This window comes from Streptomyces sp. NBC_01408 (genome assembly GCF_026340255.1).
GTDB lineage: Bacteria > Actinomycetota > Actinomycetes > Streptomycetales > Streptomycetaceae > Streptomyces.
In genome coordinates, this window is sequence record NZ_JAPEPJ010000002.1 from 1182028 (window position 1) to 1205559 (window position 23532).

Annotated in this window: 23 protein-coding genes; 5 read left to right on the top strand and 18 right to left on the bottom strand. The window is 71.5% G+C overall.

Features of this window, described 5'->3' with window-relative positions; translation table 11 throughout:
- Positions 1-6: 6 nt before the first annotated feature.
- From OG447_RS27490 to OG447_RS27515, 6 genes are all read right to left on the bottom strand, one after another.
- Positions 7-990, bottom strand: a complete 984-nt coding sequence (locus OG447_RS27490) for a glutamate ABC transporter substrate-binding protein (protein WP_266940012.1) — start codon at positions 988-990, stop codon at positions 7-9.
- Positions 991-1002: 12 nt separating this feature from the next.
- Positions 1003-1746 carry an amino acid ABC transporter ATP-binding protein gene (locus OG447_RS27495; RefSeq protein ID WP_266940013.1) on the bottom strand — a complete coding sequence of 248 codons (744 nt, stop codon included), beginning with the start codon at positions 1744-1746 and terminating at the stop codon, positions 1003-1005.
- Between the two features lie 117 nt (positions 1747-1863).
- The gene (locus OG447_RS27500) at positions 1864-2304 is read right to left on the bottom strand and encodes a DUF6278 family protein (protein ID WP_266940014.1); all 441 of its coding nucleotides are present in this window, start codon (positions 2302-2304) and stop codon (positions 1864-1866) included.
- 95 nt (positions 2305-2399) lie between these two features.
- The gene (locus OG447_RS27505; protein WP_266940015.1) at positions 2400-3194 is read right to left on the bottom strand and encodes an exodeoxyribonuclease III; all 795 of its coding nucleotides are present in this window, start codon (positions 3192-3194) and stop codon (positions 2400-2402) included.
- Positions 3195-3224: 30 nt separating this feature from the next.
- On the bottom strand, positions 3225-3857 hold the full coding sequence (locus OG447_RS27510) for an MBL fold metallo-hydrolase (RefSeq protein ID WP_266940016.1): 633 nt from the start codon (positions 3855-3857) through the stop codon (positions 3225-3227).
- A gap of 28 nt (positions 3858-3885) precedes the next feature.
- A complete protein-coding gene (locus tag OG447_RS27515) occupies positions 3886-5898 on the bottom strand; it encodes a transposase (RefSeq protein WP_266940017.1) in 2013 nt (670 codons plus the stop codon).
- Positions 5899-5984: 86 nt separating this feature from the next.
- Between OG447_RS27515 and OG447_RS27520 the strand changes: the two genes are divergently transcribed.
- A complete protein-coding gene (locus OG447_RS27520; RefSeq protein ID WP_266940019.1) occupies positions 5985-6179 on the top strand; it encodes an AlpA family transcriptional regulator in 195 nt (64 codons plus the stop codon).
- 191 nt (positions 6180-6370) lie between these two features.
- Here the strand turns inward: OG447_RS27520 and OG447_RS27525 are convergent, their stop codons facing one another.
- Genes OG447_RS27525 through OG447_RS27545 form a run of 5 tightly spaced genes read right to left on the bottom strand, consistent with a single transcriptional unit; the run spans position 6371 to position 11033 of the window.
- Positions 6371-6961, bottom strand: coding sequence for a hypothetical protein (locus tag OG447_RS27525; protein ID WP_266940020.1), 591 nt, complete (start codon positions 6959-6961; stop codon positions 6371-6373).
- Positions 6958-8136, bottom strand: coding sequence for an ROK family glucokinase (locus tag OG447_RS27530; RefSeq protein WP_266940021.1), 1179 nt, complete (start codon positions 8134-8136; stop codon positions 6958-6960). Before OG447_RS27530 ends, OG447_RS27525 begins: the two co-directional genes overlap by 4 nt.
- 16 nt (positions 8137-8152) lie before the next feature.
- A complete protein-coding gene (locus tag OG447_RS27535) occupies positions 8153-9028 on the bottom strand; it encodes an ATP-binding cassette domain-containing protein (RefSeq protein ID WP_266940023.1) in 876 nt (291 codons plus the stop codon).
- Positions 9025-10056, bottom strand: coding sequence for an ABC transporter permease (locus OG447_RS27540; RefSeq protein WP_266940025.1), 1032 nt, complete (start codon positions 10054-10056; stop codon positions 9025-9027). The genes OG447_RS27535 and OG447_RS27540 overlap by 4 nt, the downstream gene beginning before the upstream one ends.
- On the bottom strand, positions 10053-11033 hold the full coding sequence (locus OG447_RS27545; RefSeq protein WP_266940027.1) for a sugar ABC transporter substrate-binding protein: 981 nt from the start codon (positions 11031-11033) through the stop codon (positions 10053-10055). The genes OG447_RS27540 and OG447_RS27545 overlap by 4 nt, the downstream gene beginning before the upstream one ends.
- Before the next feature lie 205 nt (positions 11034-11238).
- Here OG447_RS27545 and OG447_RS27550 point away from each other — a divergent pair, with 205 nt between their 5' ends.
- Positions 11239-12243 carry a Gfo/Idh/MocA family oxidoreductase gene (locus OG447_RS27550; protein ID WP_266940029.1) on the top strand — a complete coding sequence of 335 codons (1005 nt, stop codon included), beginning with the start codon at positions 11239-11241 and terminating at the stop codon, positions 12241-12243.
- A gap of 81 nt (positions 12244-12324) precedes the next feature.
- On the opposite strand, the gene OG447_RS27555 is transcribed toward OG447_RS27550, so the two are convergent.
- From OG447_RS27555 to OG447_RS27570, 4 genes are all read right to left on the bottom strand, one after another.
- Positions 12325-13248: a DMT family transporter gene (locus OG447_RS27555; RefSeq protein WP_266940030.1), complete on the bottom strand. Its 924-nt coding sequence runs from the start codon at positions 13246-13248 to the stop codon at positions 12325-12327.
- 145 nt (positions 13249-13393) lie between these two features.
- Positions 13394-14011 (bottom strand): dihydrofolate reductase family protein, encoded by a 618-nt coding sequence (locus OG447_RS27560; RefSeq protein ID WP_266940031.1) that lies wholly within the window; start codon positions 14009-14011, stop codon positions 13394-13396.
- A gap of 228 nt (positions 14012-14239) precedes the next feature.
- A complete protein-coding gene (locus OG447_RS27565; RefSeq protein ID WP_266940033.1) occupies positions 14240-15154 on the bottom strand; it encodes a nitroreductase/quinone reductase family protein in 915 nt (304 codons plus the stop codon).
- Positions 15155-15494: 340 nt separating this feature from the next.
- Entirely contained in the window at positions 15495-16451 is a 957-nt protein-coding gene (locus tag OG447_RS27570; protein ID WP_266940034.1) for an AraC family transcriptional regulator, read from the bottom strand.
- Positions 16452-16564: 113 nt separating this feature from the next.
- Between OG447_RS27570 and OG447_RS27575 the strand changes: the two genes are divergently transcribed.
- Positions 16565-17407, top strand: coding sequence for an NAD(P)H-binding protein (locus OG447_RS27575; RefSeq protein ID WP_266940035.1), 843 nt, complete (start codon positions 16565-16567; stop codon positions 17405-17407).
- A gap of 266 nt (positions 17408-17673) precedes the next feature.
- Here OG447_RS27575 and alc read toward each other — a convergent pair whose 3' ends face one another.
- Both alc and allB read right to left on the bottom strand, forming a co-directional pair.
- Positions 17674-18807 carry an allantoicase gene (gene alc, locus OG447_RS27580; RefSeq protein ID WP_266940036.1) on the bottom strand — a complete coding sequence of 378 codons (1134 nt, stop codon included), beginning with the start codon at positions 18805-18807 and terminating at the stop codon, positions 17674-17676.
- Positions 18808-18809: 2 nt separating this feature from the next.
- Entirely contained in the window at positions 18810-20153 is a 1344-nt protein-coding gene (gene allB, locus OG447_RS27585; RefSeq protein ID WP_266940037.1) for an allantoinase AllB, read from the bottom strand.
- Between the two features lie 326 nt (positions 20154-20479).
- Between allB and OG447_RS27590 the strand changes: the two genes are divergently transcribed.
- Positions 20480-21283, top strand: a complete 804-nt coding sequence (locus tag OG447_RS27590; protein ID WP_266940038.1) for an IclR family transcriptional regulator — start codon at positions 20480-20482, stop codon at positions 21281-21283.
- A 211-nt stretch (positions 21284-21494) separates the two neighbouring features.
- Entirely contained in the window at positions 21495-22781 is a 1287-nt protein-coding gene (locus OG447_RS27595; RefSeq protein WP_266940039.1) for a hypothetical protein, read from the top strand.
- A 31-nt stretch (positions 22782-22812) separates the two neighbouring features.
- Here OG447_RS27595 and OG447_RS27600 read toward each other — a convergent pair whose 3' ends face one another.
- On the bottom strand, positions 22813-23463 hold the full coding sequence (locus OG447_RS27600) for a TetR/AcrR family transcriptional regulator (RefSeq protein ID WP_266940040.1): 651 nt from the start codon (positions 23461-23463) through the stop codon (positions 22813-22815).
- Positions 23464-23532: the final 69 nt, after the last annotated feature.

Consider the following 23532-nt stretch of genomic DNA (forward strand, 5'->3'; position numbering starts at 1 on the left):
TCTCCCTCAGCTCGCCGGGTAGCGGTCGATGGCGGGCGGCGTCGGGGCGGGCTCGCCGGAGAGGCCGAGCGTGGCCTCGTAGGCCTTCTGCCAGTTGCCGTTCTTCTCCTGCGCCTCCAGGGCGTCGTCGAGGGCGAAGCGCAGGGCGTTGTCGCCGCGCGGGACGCCGATGCCGTAGGGCTCCTCGGAGAAGGGCTTGCCGACCACCTTGAGCTCCTCGGGGACCTTGGCCGCGTAGCCCAGGAGGATGGAGTCGTCGGTGGAGACGGCGTCGACCTGGAGGGTGAGCAGGTTGTCCACGCAGACCGAGTAGGTGTCGTAGGCGACGAGGACGGCCTCCGGGTACTCCCGCTGGAGCCGCTGGTACGGGGTGGAGCCCGCGGCCGAGCAGACCTTCTTGCCCGCGAGGTCCTCGGGGCCCTTGATGTCCTCCTCGTCCTTGCGGACCAGCAGGGACTGGCCGGCCATGAAGTAGGGGCCGGCGAAGCCGACCTGCTTCTTGCGGTTGTCGTTGATCGTGTAGGTGCCGACGTAGTAGTCGATCTGGCCGTTCTGCAGGGCCGTCTCGCGGTTGGCGGAGGCGATGGTCTTGAACTCGATCGTCTTGGGGTCGAAGCCGAGCGAGGCCGACATCATCTTGGCGATCTCGATGTCGAAGCCGGAGTAGCGGCCGCTCGCCGGGTCCTTCTCCCCCATGTACGGCTGGTCCTCCTTGGCGCCGACCACGAGGTGACCGCGGCGCTTGGCCCGCTCCCAGGTGGGCGAGTCGGGCAGCCGGAAGCCGGTGTCGACCTGGTAGACGGGCAGGTCCTCGGGCTGCGGCCCCTTGACCGGGGGGCTGCCGGGCTTGCCGCAGCCGACCGCTGCGGCGAGCAGGACCAGGACGAGGGCGAGGGCGCGTACGAGGGCGGGCGCGAGAGCCCGGGCGGGAGCGGGGGCCAGGGCGTGTGCAGGGGCCAGGGCGGGGGCGGGAGCAGGGGCGGGGATCATCGGGCGGCCCCCTCAGTGCTTCAGGATCTTGGAGAGGAAGTCCTTGGCCCGCTCGCTCTCGGGGGCGGTGAAGAACTCCTCCGGAGTCCGGTCCTCGACGATCCTGCCGTCGGCCATGAACACGACGCGGTTGGCGGCGGAGCGGGCGAAGCCCATCTCGTGGGTGACCACGACCATGGTCATGCCCTCGCTGGCGAGCTGCCGCATGACCTCCAGCACCTCGTTGATCATCTCCGGGTCGAGCGCCGACGTGGGCTCGTCGAAGAGCAGGGCCTTGGGGTTCATGGCGAGGGCCCGGGCGATGGCCACGCGCTGCTGCTGGCCGCCGGAGAGCTGGGCGGGGTACTTGGCGGCCTGGTCGGCGAGGCCCACGCGTTCCAGGAGTTCCCGCGAGCGCTTGTCCGCCTCGTCCCTCTTGCGCCCCCGGACCTTCATCTGCGCGAGGGACACGTTGGCGAGGACGGTCTTGTGCGCGAAGAGGTTGAAGGACTGGAAGACCATCCCGACCTCGGCGCGCAGGTGGGCCAGTTCCTTGCCCTCGGCGGGCAACGGCTGCCCGTCGAGTCTGATCGTCCCCGATTCGATGGTCTCCAGCCGGTTGATCGCCCGGCACAGGGTCGATTTCCCGGATCCGGAGGGGCCGATGATCACCACCACCTCCCCGCGGCCGACGGTGAGGTTGATGTCTTGGAGTACGTGCAACTCTCCGAAGTGTTTGTTCACGTCCCGCAGCTCGATCAACGGATCGACGGCCATGCGCTGCCCTGCCCACTTGTCGGTGTGTCGAGGTCAGCGCAAACTATCCAGCCCCGGAAGGGGACTTCACCTCGACACGCCTAAAGGGGACATAAAGCTCATCGCGCCGTACGGGAATCAGCCTTCGGAGGCCTCCGCGTACGCCTGGCTGAGCTCGGGGGACCCCGTCATCGCCCAGGAGACCCCCGACTCGATCACGTTCAGCTCCCGGCCCGAGGCCAGCCGGATCACCGGCTGACCGTTGGGCCACACCTGCCAGCCGGCGCCCGCGATGGTCTTGATGATCACGGTCCCGAGGTAGAAGCCCGCGTCGTTGCCCAGCCACGGCACCGCCTCGGGGTCCCGCCGCCAGCGGGGCATCAGCTGGTCGAGCTGTTCCAACGAGGCCGGGCTCTGGTCGAGTTCGAGGCCGGCCGCCCTCGCCTGGTCGCGCAGCATCTCGCACTCCGCGAACAACTCGTCGACACCCTCGGGGTCCTCCGCGAGAGCGGCGGCGAGCCCCGCACCCTGTTCCGTTTCGTGCCGGTTCAGCCACTTGTCCAGGAAAGGGATGTTCATACCGCCCAGCCTTGCACCAGGATCCCCGGCTGGCCACAGGGCGCGCCTGGATCGGCCCGAGCCGGTCGCGTCCGCCCGGACACGGCCTACGGGGCCTACGGGGCCTGCGGGTCCAGGTCCAGGTCCACGACGACCGGGGCGTGGTCGGAGGCACCCTTGCCCTTGCGCTCCTCGCGGTCCACATAGGCGTCGGTCACGGCCTTGGCGAAGGGCTCGTTGCCGAACACCAGGTCGATGCGCATGCCCCTGTTCTTGGGGAAGGCGAGCATGCGGTAGTCCCAGAACGTGTAGGCGCGGTCGTACTTGAGCGCGCGCGGCAGCACCTCGGTGAGCCCGGCGGCGCGCAGGGCCTCCAGGGCCGCCCGCTCGGCCGGGGTCACGTGGGTGGCGCCCGCGAAGACGGCCGGGTCGTAGACGTCCTCGTCGGTCGGGGCCACGTTGAAGTCGCCGAGCACCGCGAAGGGGCGGGCGCCGGCCGCGTCCTCGGCGATCGCGGTGGTCAGGGAGCGGAACCAGTTCAGCTTGTAGCCGTAGTGGTCGTGCGCGACCTCGCGGCCGTTGGGCACGTACACCGACCAGACGCGCACCCCGCCGCAGATCGCGGAGATCGCGCGGGGCTCCTGGACGCCCTCGTAGTCGGGCCCGCCGGGCAGCCCCGTCACCACGCCCTCCATGCCGACCTTGGAGAGCAGGGCCACGCCGTTCCACCGGCCGGTGGCGTTGACGGCCGACTCGTAGCCCAGCTCGCGCAGCTCGGCGTGCGGGAACTGCTCGGCCGAGCACTTGGTCTCCTGGATGCACAGGACATCCGTACCGGAGCTCTCCAGCCAGGCGAGCAGGCGCGGCAGCCGGGCGGTGATCGAGTTGACGTTGTACGTGGCGATACGCATGCGTCCCAACCTACCGCCCGCCACCGACAGTCATAGTTCGGTGCTGTCCCCGGCGGTGAGTCGGCCGTGGTCGGAGCCGCCCAGGGCGCCCAGCGCCGTGTCGTAGACCGGCCTGGCGATGTCGGACAGGTACGCGTCGTGGATGTCGAACGCGCGCCGCGGCTTGACCTCGCGGAGGTAGTCGATCACCTCGGAGACCTTGTTCCAGGGGGCGTGCACCGGGAGCATCAGGGTCTCGACCGGGGCGTCGGGCACGGTCAGCGCGTCGCCGGGGTGGAAGAGCGAACCGTCCACGAGGTAGCCGACGTTCGTGATCCGCGGCAGGTCGGGGTGGATCACCGCGTGCAGTTCGCCGTGCACCTGCACCTCGAAACCGGCCGCGGTGAAGGTGTCCCCGTGGCCCACGGTGTGCACCCGGCCGGGATAGGCGGGGGCGAGCTTCTCCGCGACACTGCGCAGGGTCCACAGGGCCGCCGCCGGATTCGCGTCGAGGGCGGCCCGCAGCCGGCCCTCCTCGAAGTGGTCGGGGTGCTCGTGCGTGACCAGCAGGGCGTCGGCGCCCAGGCCCGCGTCCGGTTCGCTGAAGGCGCCCGGGTCGATGACGAGCGTGTGCCCGTCCTTCTCCAGCTGGACGCAGGAATGCAGCCGCTTGGTGAACTTCATGATCCCAGGCTAAGACTTGATCCGTAATTCACCATAGGGTGAGCTGCGGGTTGCAGCCGGGGCGGTGTCCGGGCTTTCCGGCGTGGTCACGCTTGGGGCGTGTCTCATCCGGGGTCGCTCGGGACCGCCGTCCGGCAGTTCGGGGAGCAGAGGTCACACGGCGCTGCCGTGGGACTGCCACGCGGCCAGCACCGCAAGCGGTGTTCTGGCTAGGTGTGGTTGACTCCCGCAGGACTTCTTCTAGCCCTTCTGCATACACGATCTGTGCGTGCCGGGACGCGGTGGTGTCCAGGTACGCGGTCTTGGGGTCATCCGCGTCGGCGAAGCGGACGAACGCGGCCAGCGCGGCGGATACAAGGTCCCGCTTCCCGGCGAGGCCGCAGGCGATGCACTTGTGCTCGCGCTCCCGCAGCGACTTGTTGACGCGCTCGCCGCACAGGCAGTGCTGGGACAGCGCGGTGGACCAGGTGGAGGCCCGTACGAGCCTGCCGCCCGATGCCTGGCATTCGCGGGCGAGTGCGGCGATGAGCAGGCCGGGGGTGGTCTGGGAGAGGCGCTTGCCCCAGAGCCGGTACCAGGTGCGGATGTCGCAGTCCTCGACCACGAGGACGGCGCCGTGGGCGGCGATGATCTCGCGGGCGACCTGGCGGGCGCGGTGACGGCGGTGCTCCGCCATCGAGGCGGCGTGTTCGGCCTGGCGGGCGCGCAGATCCCGGTAGCCGGTGGAGAGCCGGTCTCGGCGGAACGCCTGCTTGGGCACGCCATCGACGCGGGCGACACGGGCACCACCGGGAACGGTGACAGCCTTGCATCCCAGGCCCTTGGCCGCCCGACGCTCGGCGCGCTTGGCCTGCTTCTTCGACAGCCCGTACTGCCCGGTGTTCGTGGCCCGGCGGGAACGCTCCAGCGCCCGCGCACGGTCGCGCCGTCTCTTCGCTTCCCGCTCCAGCAGCGCCCGTTCCTCCGGGCTGAGGGTGATCTCGGTGGAGGCCGGGGCACCCTCGGAGGGGTCCAGGCTGGAGGGCAGGGAGACGATCGAGACGTTGGAGACGTTTCCGTCCACGCCGCCGATACGGTCCAGGGCGGCGGCCTGCTCACGCATCTGTCGTACGGCGGGGGCGGTGTATCCGGGGCCGAGGGTCATCAGGTGCGCCTCGTATACCCAGCCGCCCGGCGCGGACGCCTTGCGGCGGCGTACGAGATCGACCTTGTGCCAGCGGCCGGGGTTGGCGAGGCAGTGTTCGACACGTGCCCACTGGCCAGGCTGCTGCGGGATGCGCACCGGCAGAACGAGGTCACCCCGTCCGGATTCGGGGCCGCCCGCAAACATCACGGCGAGCGGGCCGGTGTGGTCCCACCAGGTCGCTTTCCGGCGGCCGGGCTTCCCGGACGTGGTGGCCTTGCCGGTGGGAACGGTGCCGGACGGCGCCGCCGGCACTGGCATCCGGAGGGGCTGTTGAAGGGAGTGCTGGCCGCCGTCGGTGTAGGCCATGGTGTGGCCGTGGAGGGTGCCGACCAGGCGGAAGGTCTCCCACTTGCGTTCGGTCGTGTGGGAGCGGGCGCGGCCGGGGATGCGGGTGAAGTCGTGCCGGCGGCCCGTCTTGGGGCGGCCATGCCGTTTGCCGGTGGCGTCGGGGAACAGGTGGCGCTGGACGCCGTTCCACACCTCGTCGGCAATGTGCATGGCCAGGGCCTTGGAGGCGTGGTGCTTGAGGTGCCCCGACGCTTCGAGATGCTTGTAGGCGCAGCGCTCCAAGGCCTCACGGGACAGGCCGAGGCGCTGCCGTACGACCTTCGCGCCGTGTTCGTCGCGTTCCTGCTTGGCGGCCCAGTAGCCATCGACCTTGGCGCGGGCATCGCGCTGGACGGCCCGCTTGACCGACCACATCGCGCCGAACAGCTTCTCGACACGGGCCAATTCGGCGGGGTCGGTGACGGCCAGCGGCAGCACCATCACCGACACCTGCCCGTCGTCGGGCTTCTTCCACTTCGGGGCCTTGTTCTTGCCCCGGAATTTCCGCTGCGTCTGGGCAGCCTGCATGACCATCACCCCCCGTTATAAATTAGTTGACCTACGCCACAATATGCGAGTAGTTGACCTATGATAACCGAGGTAGAATCGGATCTATGGCCATCGCAATTCCCGGATATGAAGACGCCAAACAGGCAGCGGCACGACTCAAGGTCACCGTCCAGCACGTCTACAACCTCAACAGCAGCCGCGCCGACTTCCCCACCCCCGTCTACGTCGGCCGCACCCCCCTGTGGCCCGTGGACCGGCTCGACGCCTGGCGCAGCGCCCACCCGAAGCGTGGAGATTAAGTGACTTATTAGAGAACAGGAAGTAATTGACCTAATACGTCGCTCTGTCCGTTCGTGTCGAAGATCAGCGTCACCAGCCTGCGCGCCGTCGCCGTACTCCACAACCTCAAGATCGACGCCGCCTGAATTACGGAACACCTCTCAGCGCTGTGACCGGAAGGGTTCACCGGGTCGCGCCGCCCGGCACGGCACTACGGGGTGGTCGAGGAGACCACGTAGACCTTGGAGACCTTGGGGTCCGTGAGGTCGACGGTGATGTCGCGGGTGGGCCGCGGATCCTGCTGTTCGACGGTGGTGCCGAGCCAGTCGGAGTGGGTCGTCCAGTTCCATCCCGCGACCGAGGTGTCGTGCGCGGAGATCGACACCCCGGGGGTCAGCTCGTCCCGGCTGGTGCCGACGGAGGTCAGGAACGCGTCCAGGTCGGCCGGGGTGACCGCGAACTGGGTGTACAGCCGGCTCGTGCGCCAGTTGTTCGTCTCCAGGAACCCGACCCGCCAGGCCTTGTCCGGGATCGGCACCTCGTAGATGCCGCGCTGCACCCGTGAGGGCCAGCCGGGGCGCACCTTGGTGGCGCCGACCTTGGCGGCCTTGTCGCGGCCGCTCTGGCGGCTCTGCTGGGCGGACACGGCGAGGTAGCCCGCCGGGACGCCGACCAGCAGCAGGATGATGATCGCGGTGATCCAGCGGCGCCGGACGACGTGCTTGCGGTCCTCCGCGGGCGGCGGCGGTACGGAGTCACCGTCGGGTGCGGAGGCCTGGTGGGGCAGGGAGGGGGGCGTCACTGCTGGTCGTCCTTGGAGTCCGTGGGGCCCGTGGTGTCGCGCCGGCCCAGCTGCTGCGCGTAACGCTCGTACCGTTCGTAGCGCTCCACCCGCCGGCGCGTGGCGCGGCGGAAGCGGCGGGCGACGAGCCGGGAGAGGTCGGCGGCGCCGACCATGCCCGCTTCGGGGCCGAGCTCGGCCTTGGCGATGCGGGCCTCGGGACGGTAGCCGCGGCCGGTGAGGTGGCGGCGGAAGGCGTCCCGGGCGGGGCCGATCAGCAGGTCGTCGGCGGCGCTGACGCCCCCGCCGATGACGAAGCAGGAGGGGTCGAGCGCGGCGGCGAGGTTGGCGATGCCCACGCCGAGCCACTGGCCGATGTCCTGGAGCAGCTCGACGCACATGGCGTCGCCCTCGCGGGCCAGCTCGGTGATGAGCGGCCCGGTGATCTCGGCGACGTTCCCACCGACCCTGGCGATGATGTTGTGGGCGACCGGGGAGTCGGCGGCGGCCAGCTCGCGGGCCTCGCGGACCAGGGCGTTCCCGGAGCTGTACTGCTCCCAGCAGCCGCGGTTGCCGCAGGGGCAGCGGTGGCCGCCGGGAACCACCTGCATGTGGCCGAATTCGCCGGCGACCCCGTACCGGCCGCGTTTGACCTGGCCGCCCTCCAGGATGGCCCCGCCGATGCCGGTACCGAGCGTGATCATGACGAGGTGGTCCTCGCCGCGTCCGGCGCCGAAGCGCCATTCGGCCCAGGCGGCGGTGTTGGCATCGTTGTCGACCATGACCGGGACCGCGAGCCGCGACTGGAGGGCGTCGCGAAGGGGTTCGTCGCGCCAGGCCAGATGGGGTGCGAAGAGGACCCGGGAGCGGTCGGCGTCGACCCAGCCGGCCGCGCCGATGCCCACCGCGTGGACGTCGTGCCGGTCGGAGAGGTCCAGCACCAGTTCGACGATGGTGTCCTCGACGACCTTGGGGCTCTTGGACTTGTCCGGGGTCTCGGTGCGGATCTTCTCCAGGATGACGCCGTCGGCGTCGACGACGCCGGCCATCACCTTGGTGCCGCCGATGTCGATGCCGACGGTCGGGACGCGCGGTGCGGTCAGGTGCGACCGGCGCTCACGGGTCCCGATGGTCCGCAGGACGGTGCCCCGTGCCGCGCCCCGGTGGGCGAGCGCGAAGTCCCGGTACGTGCTCATCGAGTCGTGCCGTCCCTCATGGTGCGGTGGTGCCGGACGGGGTGTCCGGGCCTGTTGTCGTGCTGTCCGGCCCTGATTCTGCCACTCGCTCCAGTTCGTGGCTCAGTTCGTCGAGCTCGGAGCCGCCCGCCATCTGCCGGGTGAGCTCGTCCAGGGTGATCGAGTCGCGGGTGTGGCTGCCCGCCATGGTGCCGCGCTTGAGGAGGACGAAGCGGTCCCCGACCAGGTAGGCGTGGTGCGGGTTGTGGGTGATGAGGACCACGCCGAGGCCGGCGTCGCGGGCGGCGGCGACGTACTTGAGGACGACCCCGGACTGTTTGACGCCGAGGGCGGCCGTGGGCTCGTCCAGTACGAGGACCTTCGCGCCGAAGTAGACGGCGCGGGCGATGGCCACGCACTGCCGTTCGCCGCCGGACAGGGTGCCGATGGGCTGGTCGACGTCGCGCAGGTCGATGCCCATGCGCAGCAGCTCGGCGCGGGTGGTCTCGCGCATGAACTCCACGTCGAGGCGGCGGAAGGGGCCGCGGCCCTTGGTGGGCTCGGACCCGAGGAAGAAGTTCCGCCAGACGGGCATGAGCGGGACGACGGCGAGGTCCTGGTAGACGGTGGCGATGCCGTGGTCGAGGGCCGCGCGCGGGTTGGCCAGGCGGGTCTCCTCGCCCTCGATCTCGAAGCTGCCCGCGTCGTGCTGGTGCAGCCCGGCGATGATCTTGATGAGCGTGGACTTCCCGGCGCCGTTGTCGCCGAGGACGCAGGTGATCTCGCCGGCCGAGACCTCCAGGGACACGCCCTGGAGGGCGCGGATGTTCCCGTAGTACTTGCTGACGTCGGTCAGCTTCACCAGTGCGGTACCTGCCCCGGGGGCGGTCGCGGTCGCGTCGGTCATGGTCATTTCGCCTCCGCCCGATTGCGGACCCATGCGTTGAGCAGCGTGGCCAGCAGGAGCATCGCGCCGAGGAAGAACTTGAACCAGTCCGGGTTCCACTGGGCGTACACGATGCCGTTGCTGGTCATGCCGAAGATGAAGGCGCCGACGGCCGAGCCGATCGCGGAGCCGTAGCCGCCGGTCATCAGGCAGCCGCCGATGACGGCCGCGATGATGTACAGGAACTCGTTGCCGACGCCCTCGCCCGACTGGACCACGTCGAACGAGAAGAGGATGTGCTGGCCGGAGATCCAGGCGCACAGGGCGACGCCCATGTACAGGCCGATCCGGGTCTTCACGACGGGCACGCCGGTCGCGCGGGCCGCGTCGGCCCCGCCGCCCACGGCGAAGATCCAGTTGCCCGCGCGGGTGCGCAGCAGGACCCAGGTGGCCACGGCGACCAGGGCCAGCCACCACAGGATGGTGACCTTCAGGGTCACCGAGCCGATGTTCCACTGCGAGGCGAACAGTGCCCGCGCGGAGGAGAAGCCCTCCATGTCGGCGATGGACTTGGTGGAGACCGAGCCGCTGATCAGCTTGGTGAAGCCGAGGTTCAGGCCGGTCAGCATCAGGAAGGTGCCGAGGGTGATGATGAAGCTCGGCAGTTTGGTGCGGGTCAGCATGAACCCGTTGAAGAAGCCGATGGCGAGGGTGACCAGCAGGGACACCATGACGCCGACCCACACGTTGGCGGTCATCTGGTAGCTGAACATCGAGGTGAAGAGCGCCGAGGTGGTGACCATGACACCGGCGGAGAGGTCGAACTCGCCGCCGATCATCAGCAGCGCCACCGGGACCGCCATGATCCCGATGGTGGAGGCCGAGTACAGGACCGTGCTGAGGCTGGAGGCCTGCAGGAAGCTGGGGGCGGCGAAGGAGAAGAAGACGAAGACGGCTGCCGCGCCGACCACGGCGCCCAGCTCCGGGCGGCCCAGCAGTCTGCGGACCAGGGAGGTCGGCGCCAGCCGTTCGTCCACGGCGGTGGACGCGCTCATCGGCTGCCCCGCTTGATGTACTCCTCCAGCTCGGCGGCCTCGGCACCGGTGACGATCTGCGGTCCGGTGAGGACCGGGCGGCCGCCGCCGAGCACGTCCGCGTTGTAGCGGTAGAGCCACAGCAGGTCGACGGCCTCGTAGCCCTGGAGGTAGGGCTGCTGGTCGACGGCGAAGCCGAGGGCGCCGGACTTCAGGTCGCGGGCGACCGATTCGTTGAGGTCGAAGGTGTCCACCTCGGCCTTGCTGCCCGCCGCGTCCTTGGCCTTGACCGCGGTGGGGGCGAAGGGGGCGCCGAGGGTGAGGATCGCGTCGACGGAGGGATCGGCCTGGAGCTTCGCCTGGATGGCGGCCTGGACGGAGGGCATGTTGGTGCCCTCGACGTACAGGTTCTCCAGCGTGCCCCCGAAGGTCTTCTTCGCCCCGGCGCAGCGCTGCTCGTGGCCGACGTTGCCCTGCTCGTGCAGGACGCAGACGGCCTTCTTGCGGCCGCGCTTGGTGAGCTCCGTGCCCACCGCCTCGCCCGCGATCACCTCGTCCTGGCCGATGTGGGTCAGTGCCCCGTACTCGGCGGACTGGGCGGAGCCGGAGTTGACCGTGATCACCGGGATGCCGGCCTTGACGGCCTTGCCGATGACGTCCTTGAGGGCTTCCGGCTTGGCGAGGCTCACGATGATCCCGTCGACCTTCTGGTCGATGGCGTTCTGCACGAACTGGGCCTGCTGCTGCGCCTGGTCGTCGTGGGCGTACACGAAGTTGATGTTGTCCTTCGCCGCGGCCTCCTTGGCTCCCTTCTGGACGATGTCCCAGAAGGTGTCGCCATCGCCCGCGTGGGTCACCATCGCGAAGGTCCAGCGCGGGGTGGACACGGCCGGCCGGCCCGCCTCGGCGGCCTTCGCCCGCTCCTCGGCGCGCTTGCCGCCCGTACTGCTGCAGCCCGCGAGCGAGGCTCCCAGTACCGCCGCGAGCACTGCGCCCACGACGCGTACCCCTGTCCGAACCCTAGCCACGTCGCCGCGCCCTTCCCTCGTCCGTCTCGTCCGTCGTCTCGTCCGTCATGCCGTCCGTCATGATTCGGTCATTCCGGTTCCAGCCGCCCAGTATCCGCCACAGTGGACCATGAAGGGTCATCGGGGCATGCGCGGGCAGATTGACAGGTCCCCCGTACGGGGTCAGGTTGAGTGCATGCGCATCGGGCTCATCGGAACTGGCCGGATCGGCTCGTTCCACGCGGCGTCCCTGGCCCGTCGGCCGGACGCGGGATCGCTGCTGCTCGCCGACGCCGACCCCGCGCGGGCGGCCCGCCTGGCCGACCGGCTCGGGGCCACCGCCGCGCCCTCCGTCGAGCAGGTCTTCACCTGGGGTGTCGACGCGGTGGTCGTCGCCTGCGCCACCGAGGGGCACGCGGAACTGGTCGTACGGGCGGTGCGCGGCGGACTGCCGGTGTTCTGCGAGAAGCCCGTGGCCCCGGACCTGGCCCGCTCCCTGGCGGTGCTGCGCGAGGTGGCCGCCGTGGACGGGGTGCTCCAGGTGGGCTTCATGCGCCGCTTCGACACGGGCTACCGCACGGCCCGGGAGCTGGTCCGCTCCGGCGCCCTGGGGCGGCTGCACACCGTACGGACGATGACGGCCGATCCGGCGCCGCCGGCCGCCGCGTACCTGGCGACCTCGGGCGGGCTCTACCGGGACTGTCTGGTGCACGACTTCGACATGGTCCGCTGGGTGACCGGGCACGAGGTGACGGAGGTCTACGCGACCGGCTCGGACGCGGGGCCCGCGCGGTTCCGGGAGACGGGTGACGTCGACACGGCGGCGGCCGTGCTCACGCTGGACGACGGGACGCTCGTCACCTCGACCGGTACGCGGTGCAACGGCGCCGGCTACGACGTGCGGATGGAGCTGGCCGGGGAGCTGGACCAGGTCTCCGCCGGGCTGGACGACCGTACGCCGATCGCCTCGACGGAACCGCACGGCCCGCCGCCTGCGAGCAAGCCCTGGACGGGCTTCCTGGAGCGGTTCGGCCCGGCCTACGAAGCGGAGCTGGCCGCCTTCGTCCGTCTGGTGCGCGGCGAGGGACCCAACCTCTGCGAGGGCTTCGAGGCGCTCGCCGCGCTCCGGGTCGCGGAGGCGTGCGAGCTGTCGCGCCGGGAGCGGCGCCGGGTACGGCTGGAGGAGCTCCCGGACCTGTGACCAGGCCCCTGTGAGGGCGGGCATGGGGGCCACAGTACGGCCGGAGGATCAAGCTGCGCGGGGCCGCTTTCGGACAATTGTTCAGCCTGCCGCGCGCCGCCCCCACGCGGTGCCCGCCAGGACGAGGGCCGCTCCGGCGAATCCGAGGGCGCCGAGGTGCTCGCCGCCGATGGCGATGCCCGCGGCGGCGGCCCACAGCGGCTCGGTGCCGAGGAGCAGGCTGACGCGGGAGGGCGAGGTACGGCGTACGGCCCACATCTGCACGTAGAAGGCGAACAGGGTGCAGAAGACGGAGAGGAAGACCAGGCCGGCCCATTGCGCGGGCCCGAAGTCGGCGGCCGCGGCCCAGGGGGTGTCCCCGGTGCCCGGTACGGCGGCCAGTACGGCGAAGACGAGCACCGCGGCGCCGAGCTGGACCGTGGTCAGGGAGAGCGAGTCGGCGTCCTGGACCGCCTTGATCCTGGCCATCAGCAGGACGTGCAGGGTCCGGGCGAGGGCGGCGCACAGGATGAGCAGGTCGCCGAGGCCCGGCGCGATGAATCCGGCGCCCTGCGTGAGCAGCACGACTCCGGCGACTGAGACGGCGGCCGCGCCGAGGAAGGCGGCCGAGGGCGCCTCGCGCCGGATGGCGGCCTCGGCGAGCGGAGTGAAGATCATGGTCAGGCTGATGATCAGCCCGGCGTTGGTGGCCGAGGTGTGCACCACCCCGAAGGTCTCCAGCAGGAAGATCCCGCCGAGTACGCAGCCCAGCAGGCCCGCACCGCGCAGCTGGGCGGGGGTCAGCGCCCGCAGCCGCCGCCATCCGGTGACGACCAGCACCGGCAGCACGAGCGCGAAGCGCAGGACGAGCACCGCGATCACCGTGTGGGCCGTGGTGATGCCCTTGGCGGCCAGATAGCTGCCGCCCCAGACGACGGCCACGGCCAGGACGGGCAGGTCGGCGGACCAGGTCCGGCGGGGGGCGGCGAGGGTGGCTGGGGCGAGGGCGGGCGAGGTCGCGGTCACCGGGTACTCCAACGGAACGGATCGGGTGGAGACTTCGGCGGCTCGCACGGTTGCGGGCCCACGCTAGCTGAGCCGATCTTGCCGGTCGACCCCATTCCGGGGGGCGGACCCGGCGGCGGATTCCGGCGGGCGGACCCGGCGGCCGTCACTCCCCGATGGTGCCGAAGGAAGCGCGGCCCTTCACCCGGTAGGTGTGGATGGCCGTACCGCTGGCGGTGGTGCGCGAGCCCGTCAGCTCGCAGGCCGTCGGCAGGCCGCCCGTGGGGAACAGCCTGCGCCCGGTGCCCAGGAACACCGGGAAGACCAGCAGGTTCAGCTCGTCCACGAGGTCCCGGGCCAGCAGCCACTGCGCCAGCGCCCCGCTGCCGTGCACCTGGAGCTCGCCGTCGAGGGCGTCCTTGATCCGGACGATCTCGCTCTGCAGCTGCTCGCCGTCGATCACCGTGGTCCCGGCCCAGGCCGGCTCTTTGAGCGTGGCCGAGGCCACGTACTTCGGCATCCTGTTCAGCCGGCTCGCGATCGGGTCGGCGGGGTCGTCGTGCCGCGGCCAGTAGCCGGCGAAGATCTCGTAGGTGCGGCGCCCGAGCAGGAAGGCCCCGACGCGGTCGAAGACCTCGGTCACGAACTCCACCATGCCCTCGTCGGCGTACGGCGCGACCCACCCGCCGTACTCGAAGCCCCCGGTGCGGTCCTCCTCGGGCCCGCCGGGCGCCTGCATCACGCCGTCCAGGGTCAGGAAGGTGGTGAGGGTCAGCTTTCCCATGGCTCTGCGCTCCTTGTCCGGTGGTCCGTGTCCGTACTCACGATTCAGGACTCCGGACTCAGGACTCAGACTCCCGGGCCGCCGGGAACTCATCGGGGCGGCGCGCAGGAACCCACCTGGTTTCGACCCGGCCGACGGCACGGAGGAAGGCCTGCCCGCGCCCGGCGGCGGGGTGGGTCCTGGCAGCCGGACGGGCCGGCCGGCCGCCAGGACCCCCGCGGGCCCCGGTCAGGCGTCCACGGGGGGAGCCGGCGGCCAGGGCACGTCGGCCAGGAGCGGAAGGATCGCCTCCTCCTCGTAGTCCAGGTGCGCGTTCAGCTCTGCCGACATCTGGTCCAGTTCGGTGCGGAAGCGCTGGGGATCGGCGATCCCGATGCCGGCCAGCAGCGCCGCCAGCTCGCCTTGGATGCGGGCGACCGTGCGGTGTTCCTCGGCGAGCCGGTCGAAGGTCCCGGTCAGGTGGGGGTGGTAGCGGGCGATCCCGGGGAACAGGTGCGCGTCCTCGCTGGTGTGGTGGAACTCCAGGGCCTGGCAGAACGCCAGGCAGCGCTGCCGGATCTGCAGCCCGAGGCCGGGGGCCGGCGGTTCGCCGGGACCCTGGTGGGCCGCGCGGGCCGCGAAGTGGGCGTCGACCTCGGCCTTCACCTGGCGCAGCTGGCCGCGTAGCCAGGTGTGGACCTCCAGGAGCTTGTCGCCGAGGGTGCTGACCTCACTGGGCGCCGCCCAGCCGTCGGGGTCCGCGCGCTCCAGGACGACGACCGGCAGGACCCGGGTGGTGAGGGCCTGGTAGTCCCCGTACCCGGGAGCCACCCGCACGACGTGGGCGAACAGTTCATCGCGTCGGGCCCCCTCGGCCGGGACCGCGAGGGCTTCGAAGGTCCGCGTCCCGACCTCCACCTGCACCACGGGGTGGGCGAGCAGGTTGTGGTACCAGTCGGGGTGGTGCGGGGCACCCAGGTTGGAGCCGATGAGCAGGAGCGAGTCGCCGTGGCGGACGTATCCGAGGGGGGTGGTCCTCGAAATCCCCGACTTGGCGCCGGTGGTCGTCAGGAGGAGCAGGTCGCCGCCTTCGAAGGGGCCGCCGACCTTCCCTGCGTTGGCGCGGAACTCCTCGATGACGGACTGGTTGAACGATGTGGGCATACGGGTGTGTCTCCGGAAGATGCGGTGGGTGCGCGCGGCGGTGCGGGAGCCGTGGGGCAATGGCACTCGGGGGCGCGAAGGGTGAACGGCACTGGGCGAGGGGCACAGGGCGAAGGGCGCAGAGCACGGGACGCCGCACGTCGTCGTGAATGTGCGGACGGGCGGATGCGCTGCGCACGCGGCGCTACGTCAGAAACAGGGCGCGGAGTAGGTACTCATGACGAACCCTTTGTGTGAAGGGTGTTCACCCGACGGCCGGCCGGCCCACTGCTCTTTGGCCGGCGTCACGCGACACCGCCTCCATTACACGCAGCCGACCGCCACCTGTCAACGCGGAAGATCAGCCGGCCATCCGGGCAGCGGCCGCACGGTGCTGGCTGGGCCGGGTCCCGTACACGCGGTGGAAGGCCACGCTCAGTCCGAAGGCACTCTGGTAGCCGACCTGACGGGCGATCGACTCCACGGTGGCCTCGGTGCGCACCAGCAGGTCGGCCGCGAGGGCGAGGCGCCAGTCGGTGAGGTAGGCCATGGGCGGCTGCCCGACCAGCTCGCTGAAGCGGCGGGCGAACGTGGCCCGCGATACGCCGGCCTCCTCGGCGAGGGCCGTCACCGTCCACGGTCGCGCGGGCCGGTCGTGGATCAGGCGCAGCGCCCGGCCGGCGACGGGGTCGCTGAGCGCCCGGTACCAGCCCGGCGGATCGGCCTCCGGGCCCGTGAACCACTCCCGCAGCGTGGACAGCAGCAACAGGTCCAGCAGCCGGTCCAGGACGGCCTGCTGTCCCGGGTCGTCCCGGGTGATCTCCACGACGGTGAGGTCCAGGATCGGGCGGGGTGCGCCGCCGTGACGGACCACGACCACCCGGGGCAGCGCGCTGAGCAGCCGTTCGGAGACCCGGCCTCCGACCCGGTAGCTGCCGGTGAGCAGCACGGTCGGGCCGTCCAGGCTGTTCCCGCAGGTCCGCAGGCCCAGCATGATCTCCTCGCTGATCTCGTCGCCGTCTGCCGTCGTGCAGTGGTCGGGGCCGTGCACCACGTACAGCGGCGGCGTGCACAGCCCGGCGTCGTCGGTGAGGGTGAAGGGCTCCGCCCCCACCACGATGGCCACGTCCCCCGGGCCGAGCGCGACGGGCTCGGCGTCCCCGCCGTGGACGATCCGGCCCTCCCCGCGCAGCATGGCGATCAGCGTGAGCGGCGTCCGGTCGGCGAAGCGCACCGACCAGGGCGGAGCCATGATGTTCCGGCTGAACAGCGCCCCGTCGGACCTCACTTCGTACAGCAGGCTCGCCAACGCATCCATGGATCAAGGTTAAGACAGCATCTTCGGACGGTCAGGTCCTCTGAGACGCTCAGACATCGAAGTGAGCGGACGAACCATTCTCCGCCTCACTGCGGGCGGATTCACTGGAGGACATGACGACGCAACCGATTCTGGTACTTGGCAGCACGGGCAAGACGGGGCGCCGCGTGGCCGCGGGCCTGCGGCGGCGCGGACACGAGGTCCGCGGGGCCTCCCGCAAGGGGCCGACCCCCGCGACCCGTTTCGACTGGAACGACGAGAACACCTGGGAACCCGTCCTGGAGGGCGTCCGCGCGGCCTACCTGGTCGACTCGCAGCTCGCCGACGCCGCGACGACGCTCGGCTCCTTCAGCAAGCTCGCCGTGTCCCGGGGTGTGGAGCGGCTGGTGCTGCTCTCCGCCCGCGACTGGGTGGTGCCTGACGGCGAGGAGAAGCTTCCCTCCGAGCGCGCGGTACGCGAATCCGGGGCCGAGTGGACGATCCTCAAGCCGGCCTGGTTCTCGCAGAACTTCAGCGAGGACCCCTTCTTCCGCGGCCAGTTGCTGGACGGCGACGTGGTGATGTCGACGGGGGACGGAGCCGAGCCGTTCGTCGACGCCGAGGACATCGCCGACGTGGCGGTGGCCGCCCTCACCGAGGACGGCCACGGCGGGCAGGCGTACGAACTGTCCGGGCCGCGGCTGCTGACCCTGGCCGAGGTGGTGGAGGAGATCGCCCGGGCGGCCGGCCGCCCGATCGCCTACCGCCCCGTACCGTCCGCCGAGTTCGCGGAGTACGCGACGCGCCAGGGCCTGCCGGAGGACTACACCGCCCTGCTGAACATGCTCTACGGCTGGATCGCCGAGCGCCGCTTCGCCCACCTCGCCGACGGCGTCCAGCGGGCCCTGCACCGCGAACCCCGCGACTTCTCCGCCTACGCCAGGGCCACCGCGGCGACGGGAATCTGGCACGCCTGAGTGGTCCAGCTCCGCCCCGGACCCCGCGCCTCAAACGCCGGCGGGGCTGATCAGGCACCCCGGTCCAGCCTGCCGGCTGGACGCGGGCGCGCCGAAGGGGCGCACCGGGCAGTGGTGCGCCCCTTCGGGCCGTGCGCCCCGGGGGTGTCGGCCCCCGGGGGCGGGTTCGTTGACCGGGGCTCGCCCCGGACGCCGCGCCGCACAGGCGGGCGCGGTGCGACCCGGCCGCGCCTACGGCCGTGCGGGCACGTGGCCGTGGGGGTGGGTCAGCCGCCCAGTTCCTGGTGGCGGGCGGTGTGGGCGGCCGTGCCCGTCTCCGTCAGCGAGCCGTACAGGCGCAGGCGGGAGAAGCCGCCGTCCGGGAAGATGTCGATCCGGACGTGCGTGCCGACCGCCGGGGCGTCGAGCACGAAGCGGTGATTGGTGTCGGGCTGCAGGCGGGTGCGCGGCAGGAACTCCGTCCACTCGCCCTCCTCACCCGTCTTGACGGACAGCGAGGCCCAGCCAGCCGAGTTGCCCTTGAGGTACGCGGTGTCGATCTCGACGGCGCGGATCTCGGACTCGGCGACGAGCTGGTAGCGGATCCAGTCGTTGCCGTTGTCGCGGCGGCGGGCGGTCTCCCAGCCGTCGTCCATCTTGCGGGAGCGGCCCGGGTTGATGGTGTTGGTCGGCGGGGAGTAGAAGCGGTTCGAGGCGTCCTGGACCGAGCCGCCGTTCTCCAGGGCGACGACGTCGAAGGTGCCGAGCGTGGCGAGCCACTTCGGGTCCGGTACGACCTCGCCGTAGACGCGCAGGCGGGCGATGCCGCCGTCGGGGTGCTGGTTCACGCGCAGGTGCGTGAAGCGCTGCTCGGCGCTGACCTCGAAGCCGTTGGCCGCGTGGCCGCCGACCGCGGTGCGCGGGACCAGGGTGGTCCACTTGACGTCGGCGCCGAGGAGCTCCTCCGGGGTCGGCGCGAGGGCGCCTTCCCAGTTGGTGCCCTCGATGGAGACGGCCTGCGGCATGTTGCCGCGGAAGTGGGCGGTGTCCACGACGATGCCGCGGATCACGCCGGGGGCGCCGAGGCGGACCAGGGCGTAGTCGTGGTCCTCGGGCGTCGGCCAGGGCTGGGTGGCGGAAACGCCACGGCGGCGGCGGGTCTCCCAGCCGTCCATGATCTTGCCCTTGTGGCCGAAGTGCTCGGGGTCGAAGTGCGCGGCCTCGGCGATGAGCAGGTTCTCGCGCTGGGCGAAGAACTCGTCGTTGGCGAAGGTGACACCGGCGCCCAGCTCACGGGCGGCGAGGTTCGCGTACTGGGTGAACGGGAAGTCCGCGGTGCGGTAGTCCGCGTACGGGTCGCCGCCTCCGTACGGGTTCGCGTTGCCGGTGAAAGAAGCCAATCCAGTTGAACGCTGTGCCACTGTCAGTTCTGCCTTTCGAGGAGGAGGCCCGTGGGCTCGGTCGGGGTGCCGTGGTCGGCGATCTGCGTACCGCGCAGCCAGGTGGACTTCACGACGCCGTGCAGGGTCTTGCCCGCGTACGCCGTGATCCGGTTGCGGTGGTGCAGTTCCGCGGGGTCCACGGTGAAGGTCTCTTCGGGTGCGAGGACCGCGAAGTCGGCGTCGCGGCCGGCCTCGATCGCGCCCTTCTGCGCCAGGCCGGCGAGGGCGGCCGGGGCCGCCGACATCCAGCGCACGACGTCCTCGAGGGAGCGTCCGCGCTTTCGCGCCTCGGTCCAGATCGCGGGGAGGCCCAGCTGGAGGGAGGAGATGCCGCCCCACGCGGTGGCGAAGTCGCCGGTCTTCAGGTCCGCCGTGGAGGGCGAGTGGTCGGAGACGATGCAGTCGATCGTGCCGTCGGCGAGCGCGTCCCACAGCAGGTCCTGGTTGGCGGCCTCGCGGATGGGCGGGCAGCACTTGAACTCGGTGGCGCCGTCCGGGACTTCCTCGGCCGTGAGGGTGAGGAAGTGCGGGCAGGACTCGACGGTGATCTGGACGCCCTCGGCCTTGGCGGCGGCGATCAGCGGCAGCGCGTCGCTGGAGGAGAGGTGCAGGACGTGGACGCGCGCGTTCAGCCGCTTGGCCTGGTCGATCAGGTTCTGGATGGCGGTGTTCTCGGCGTCCTTGGGGCGGGAGGCCAGGAAGTCCGCGTACTTGGGGCCCGGGTTCTGCGGGGCCGAGTCCAGGTGGTGCGGGTCCTCGGCGTGCACGATCAGCAGGCCGCCGAAGCCGGTGATCTCGGCGAGGGAGGTGGCCAGCTGCTCCTGGTCCAGCTCGGGGAACTCGTCCACGCCGGACGGCGACAGGAAGCACTTGAAGCCGTACACGCCGGCGTCGTGCAGGGGGCGCAGGTCCTTGACGTTGTCCGGCAGTGCGCCGCCCCAGAAGCCGACGTCCACGTGTGCCTTGGCGCGGGCGACCTCCTGCTTGACGCGCAGGTTCCCGGTCGTGGTGGTCGGGGGCAGGGAGTTCAGCGGCATGTCGAGGATCGTGGTGATGCCGCCGGCCGCGGCGGCGCGGGTGGCCGTCCAGAAGCCTTCCCACTCGGTGCGGCCGGGGTCGTTCACGTGGACGTGGGTGTCGACCAGGCCGGGGAGCAGGACGTCGTCGCCGAAGTCCTCCAGCCGGGCTCCGGACGGCACTTCGGCCTCGTACGCCAGCACGGCCGCGATCTTCCCGCCGGCGACGGCCACCGAGGCGGCGCGCGTCCCCTCGGGGGTGATGACGCGCGTCGAGCGCAGTACCAGTTCCACAGCCACGTCGGACACCGGAACCTCCCCATCTACTTCCACAGAGCGAAATTCAACGTTCTGTTGACGGAGTCTTCACGGCGATCCGGGACCAGTCAAGAGCGCCCGGACGGACCACTGACACACCCGCACCACAATTGGAGGTTTCCACAGGATGGAATTAGAATTTCGCTATACAGAATGTAGCTACCACCACCGGGAGCCGGGCGGGCAACTCCCCGAGGAGGTCCGCCACCGGACAAACCACCTCTGACCGGCGGGGACGGCGTCGCCCCGGCTCTAGGGCCGACGCCGACCGACCGGTAGGCTGCTTCCTTGCCTGCCAGCACCGAAAGGACCGCGCCGTGCCGACGTCCAGCGCCAGCACCACCGACGCTTCCGCCAAGCCCACCGCCGCCAGCGGTGGCGTTCAGTCCCTCGAGCGCGCCTTCGATCTGCTCGAACGCATGGCCGATGCCGGGGGCGAAGTCGGCCTCAGCGAGCTCTCCGCCGCCAGCGGTCTGCCGCTGCCGACCATCCACCGCCTCATGCGCACCCTCGTGGCATGCGGCTACGTCCGCCAGCAGCCCAACCGACGGTACTCCCTCGGACCCCGGCTGATCCGCCTCGGCGAGTCCGCGTCGCGCCTGCTGGGCACCTGGGCCCGGCCCTACCTCGCCCGCCTGGTCGAGGAGACCGGCGAGACTGCGAACATGGCCCTGCTCGACGGCGACGAGATCGTCTACGTCGCACAGGTGCCGTCCAAGCACTCCATGCGCATGTTCACCGAGGTCGGCCGCCGGGTGCTCCCGCACTCCACCGGTGTGGGCAAGGCGCTCCTCGCCCACACCCCCGCCGACGAGGTACGGGCCCTGCTGGCCCGCACCGGGATGCCCGCGGCGACCGAGAAGACCATCACCACGCCCGAGGGCTTCCTGGAGGCGCTGGAGAAGGTCCGCAAGACGGGCTACGCGGTCGACGACAACGAGCAGGAAATAGGAGTCCGCTGCCTGGCGGTGTCGGTGCCGAACTCGCCGACCGCCGCGGCGATCTCCATCTCCGGCCCGGCCGGCCGGGTCACCGAGCAGGTGGCGGAGTCCTTCGTGCCGATCCTCCAGGGCGTCGCGGCCGAGCTGTCGGTGGCCCTGTCCAACCAGAACCCGGCCTGACCGACACCCCAGCCCTGGCAGGCACAGCAGCTCGCGGCGAAGGCCCCGCCGCCCCTCGGTGAACGAGGGGCGGCGGGGCCTTCGCACGCCCTGCCGAAACGCTCCGGTGCCGGTGAGAGGGCCGGGGCGGAGACGGGCCGGGGGCCGGGCCGCGGACGGAGCAGGGGGACGGGCCGCTCCCGGCGCCGCGCGAAGTGAGTACGGTCTGCTCATGCAGAACATCGCGGTGGAGCAGCAGCGGGGGCACGTCCTCCTCATAGCGGGGGACGCCGCCGTGCGGCGCCGCACGGTCCAGGTCGCGCCGAGCGCCAACCTGGCCGCGCTGGGGGTGGTGCCCGTGGCGATGATGCTGAACAGCCAGATCCCCTGCGACACCACCTACCTCGACGGCGCCCGCGACCCGAACACCGTGCTCACGCGGCTGCGTACGGCCGCGGCCACGCCCGGCCCGCTGCTGGTCTACCTGTCGGGCCGGCTCACGGTCGACCGCCGCAGCCGACGGCTGCACCTGTGCTTGGCGGGGACGACGGCGGGCAGCGTCCGCTACACGGGGCTGCCCTGGGAGTGGCTGGGTTCCGAGCTGCGCGGCCGGCCCGCCGGGCTGACCACCGTGCTGCTCGACCTCGCGGCGGACAAGGCCGCGTGGCCGGTGCTCCAGGAGTACGGCAGTCTGCCCGCCTCACCCTCCGCCGAGGTGTACGGGGTGGTCTCCCCGCCCGGCTTCGCGGGCGGCGGCGACGGGGTGAGCAGCTACACGCGGGAGTGGATCAACCAGCTCCGCAGCAGCCCCGGCCGCCCCGGCAACCTCCAGCTGCACGCCCTCGCGGTGGGCACCGCCGCGCTCCCACCGGGCGCCCTGGTCCTGCCGACGGCCCGCGAGCTCGGCGTACCGGGGGCCCGGGAGGCCGTACGGGAGCCCGTACGGGAGCCTGCGGCCGCCTACCGCACCAGCCCGGCCGCCCCGGCCCCGCAGGCGCCTCAAGCGCCCCTGGCGCCCCAGGTGCCCGTACCGCCGCTCCCGGAGCACGCCCCCGGCCAGGACCCGCGGCCGCACATCCACGCCCTGGCCACCGCCGGACGGCACCTGGAGGCCGCCACGCTCGCCCAGGCGTGGGAAGCGCACGTCCTCCAGACCTACGGGTACACCTCGGCGGAGGCCACCCAGTGGGCGGAGATCCGCGCCGACCTCGCCCGGATGGCGGGCAACTTCCGGCTCGCGACCCAGCTGTGGACCAGCGTCGGCCGGTCCCGGCTGGCCCATCAGCCCCCGGACGCCCCCGAGGTGAAGGGCGCGGCCGCGGGCGCCCTGTACTGCTGGACCCAGCTCAAGGACCAGGCGGCGGCCGTGGAGGCGGGCCCGGAGCTCATCCGCCTGCTGCGCGCCCTGCCCTCGCTCGACCCGCGCCACCTGCACCTGGCGCGGCAGCGGCTGGACCTGCTCCAGCGCGCCCGGCCGGACGCGGCCCCGCGACTCCAGGCGGCCGCGGAACTCCCGTAGGCCCGGAAGCCGCCCCAGCCGGGAGGTGCCCTCAGGCCAGGGCGTCCGGGGTGTCCGGGGTGTCCGTCGCCCCGGGCCAGGCGGCCAGTGCCAGTTCGGCCACCGCCGTCAGCCGGTCGGCGCCGGCCCCGTCCCGGGCCCGCTGCGAGAGGCCCTGCAGGACCGCGGCGAAGTACTCGGCGAGGTCCCTGGGGTCGGCCCCGACGGGCAGCTCGCCCGCCCGCTGCGCCTGGCGCAGCCGGGTCTCGAAGCCGTCCAGGTTCGCGTTCCGCAGCATACGGAGGAACTCCTGCACCCCCGCGTCCTGCGGGGTGACGTTGGTGGCGGCGCTGATGACCAGGCAGCCGGCCGGGTGCGCGGGGTCCGGATAGATCACGGCGGCCTCCCGGAGGATGCGCGCGAAGGCGCCGTACGCGGTGGGCTCCTCCCGCAGCGCCAGCCCGGCGAAGGCGCCGACCGGCGACCGGCCGTAGGCCTCCACCGCCTCCTCGAAGAGGGACCTCTTGTCCCCGAAGGTCGCGTAGAGACTCCCCGAGCGGATCCCCATGGCCTCGGTCAGGTCCCCGATGGACACGCCTTCGTAGCCCCGCTCCCAGAACAGGCGGGTGGCCGCCGTCAGTGCCGTCGCACGGTCGAAGGTGCGCGGCCGGCCTCGCTTGGGGGTCTCCGTCATGTCCCACATTTTAGAGTGCTCGATCAAAAAAGCTGCTACCTTCTTTCTTGGTCGATCACTCAACAAATGAAAGGCGGC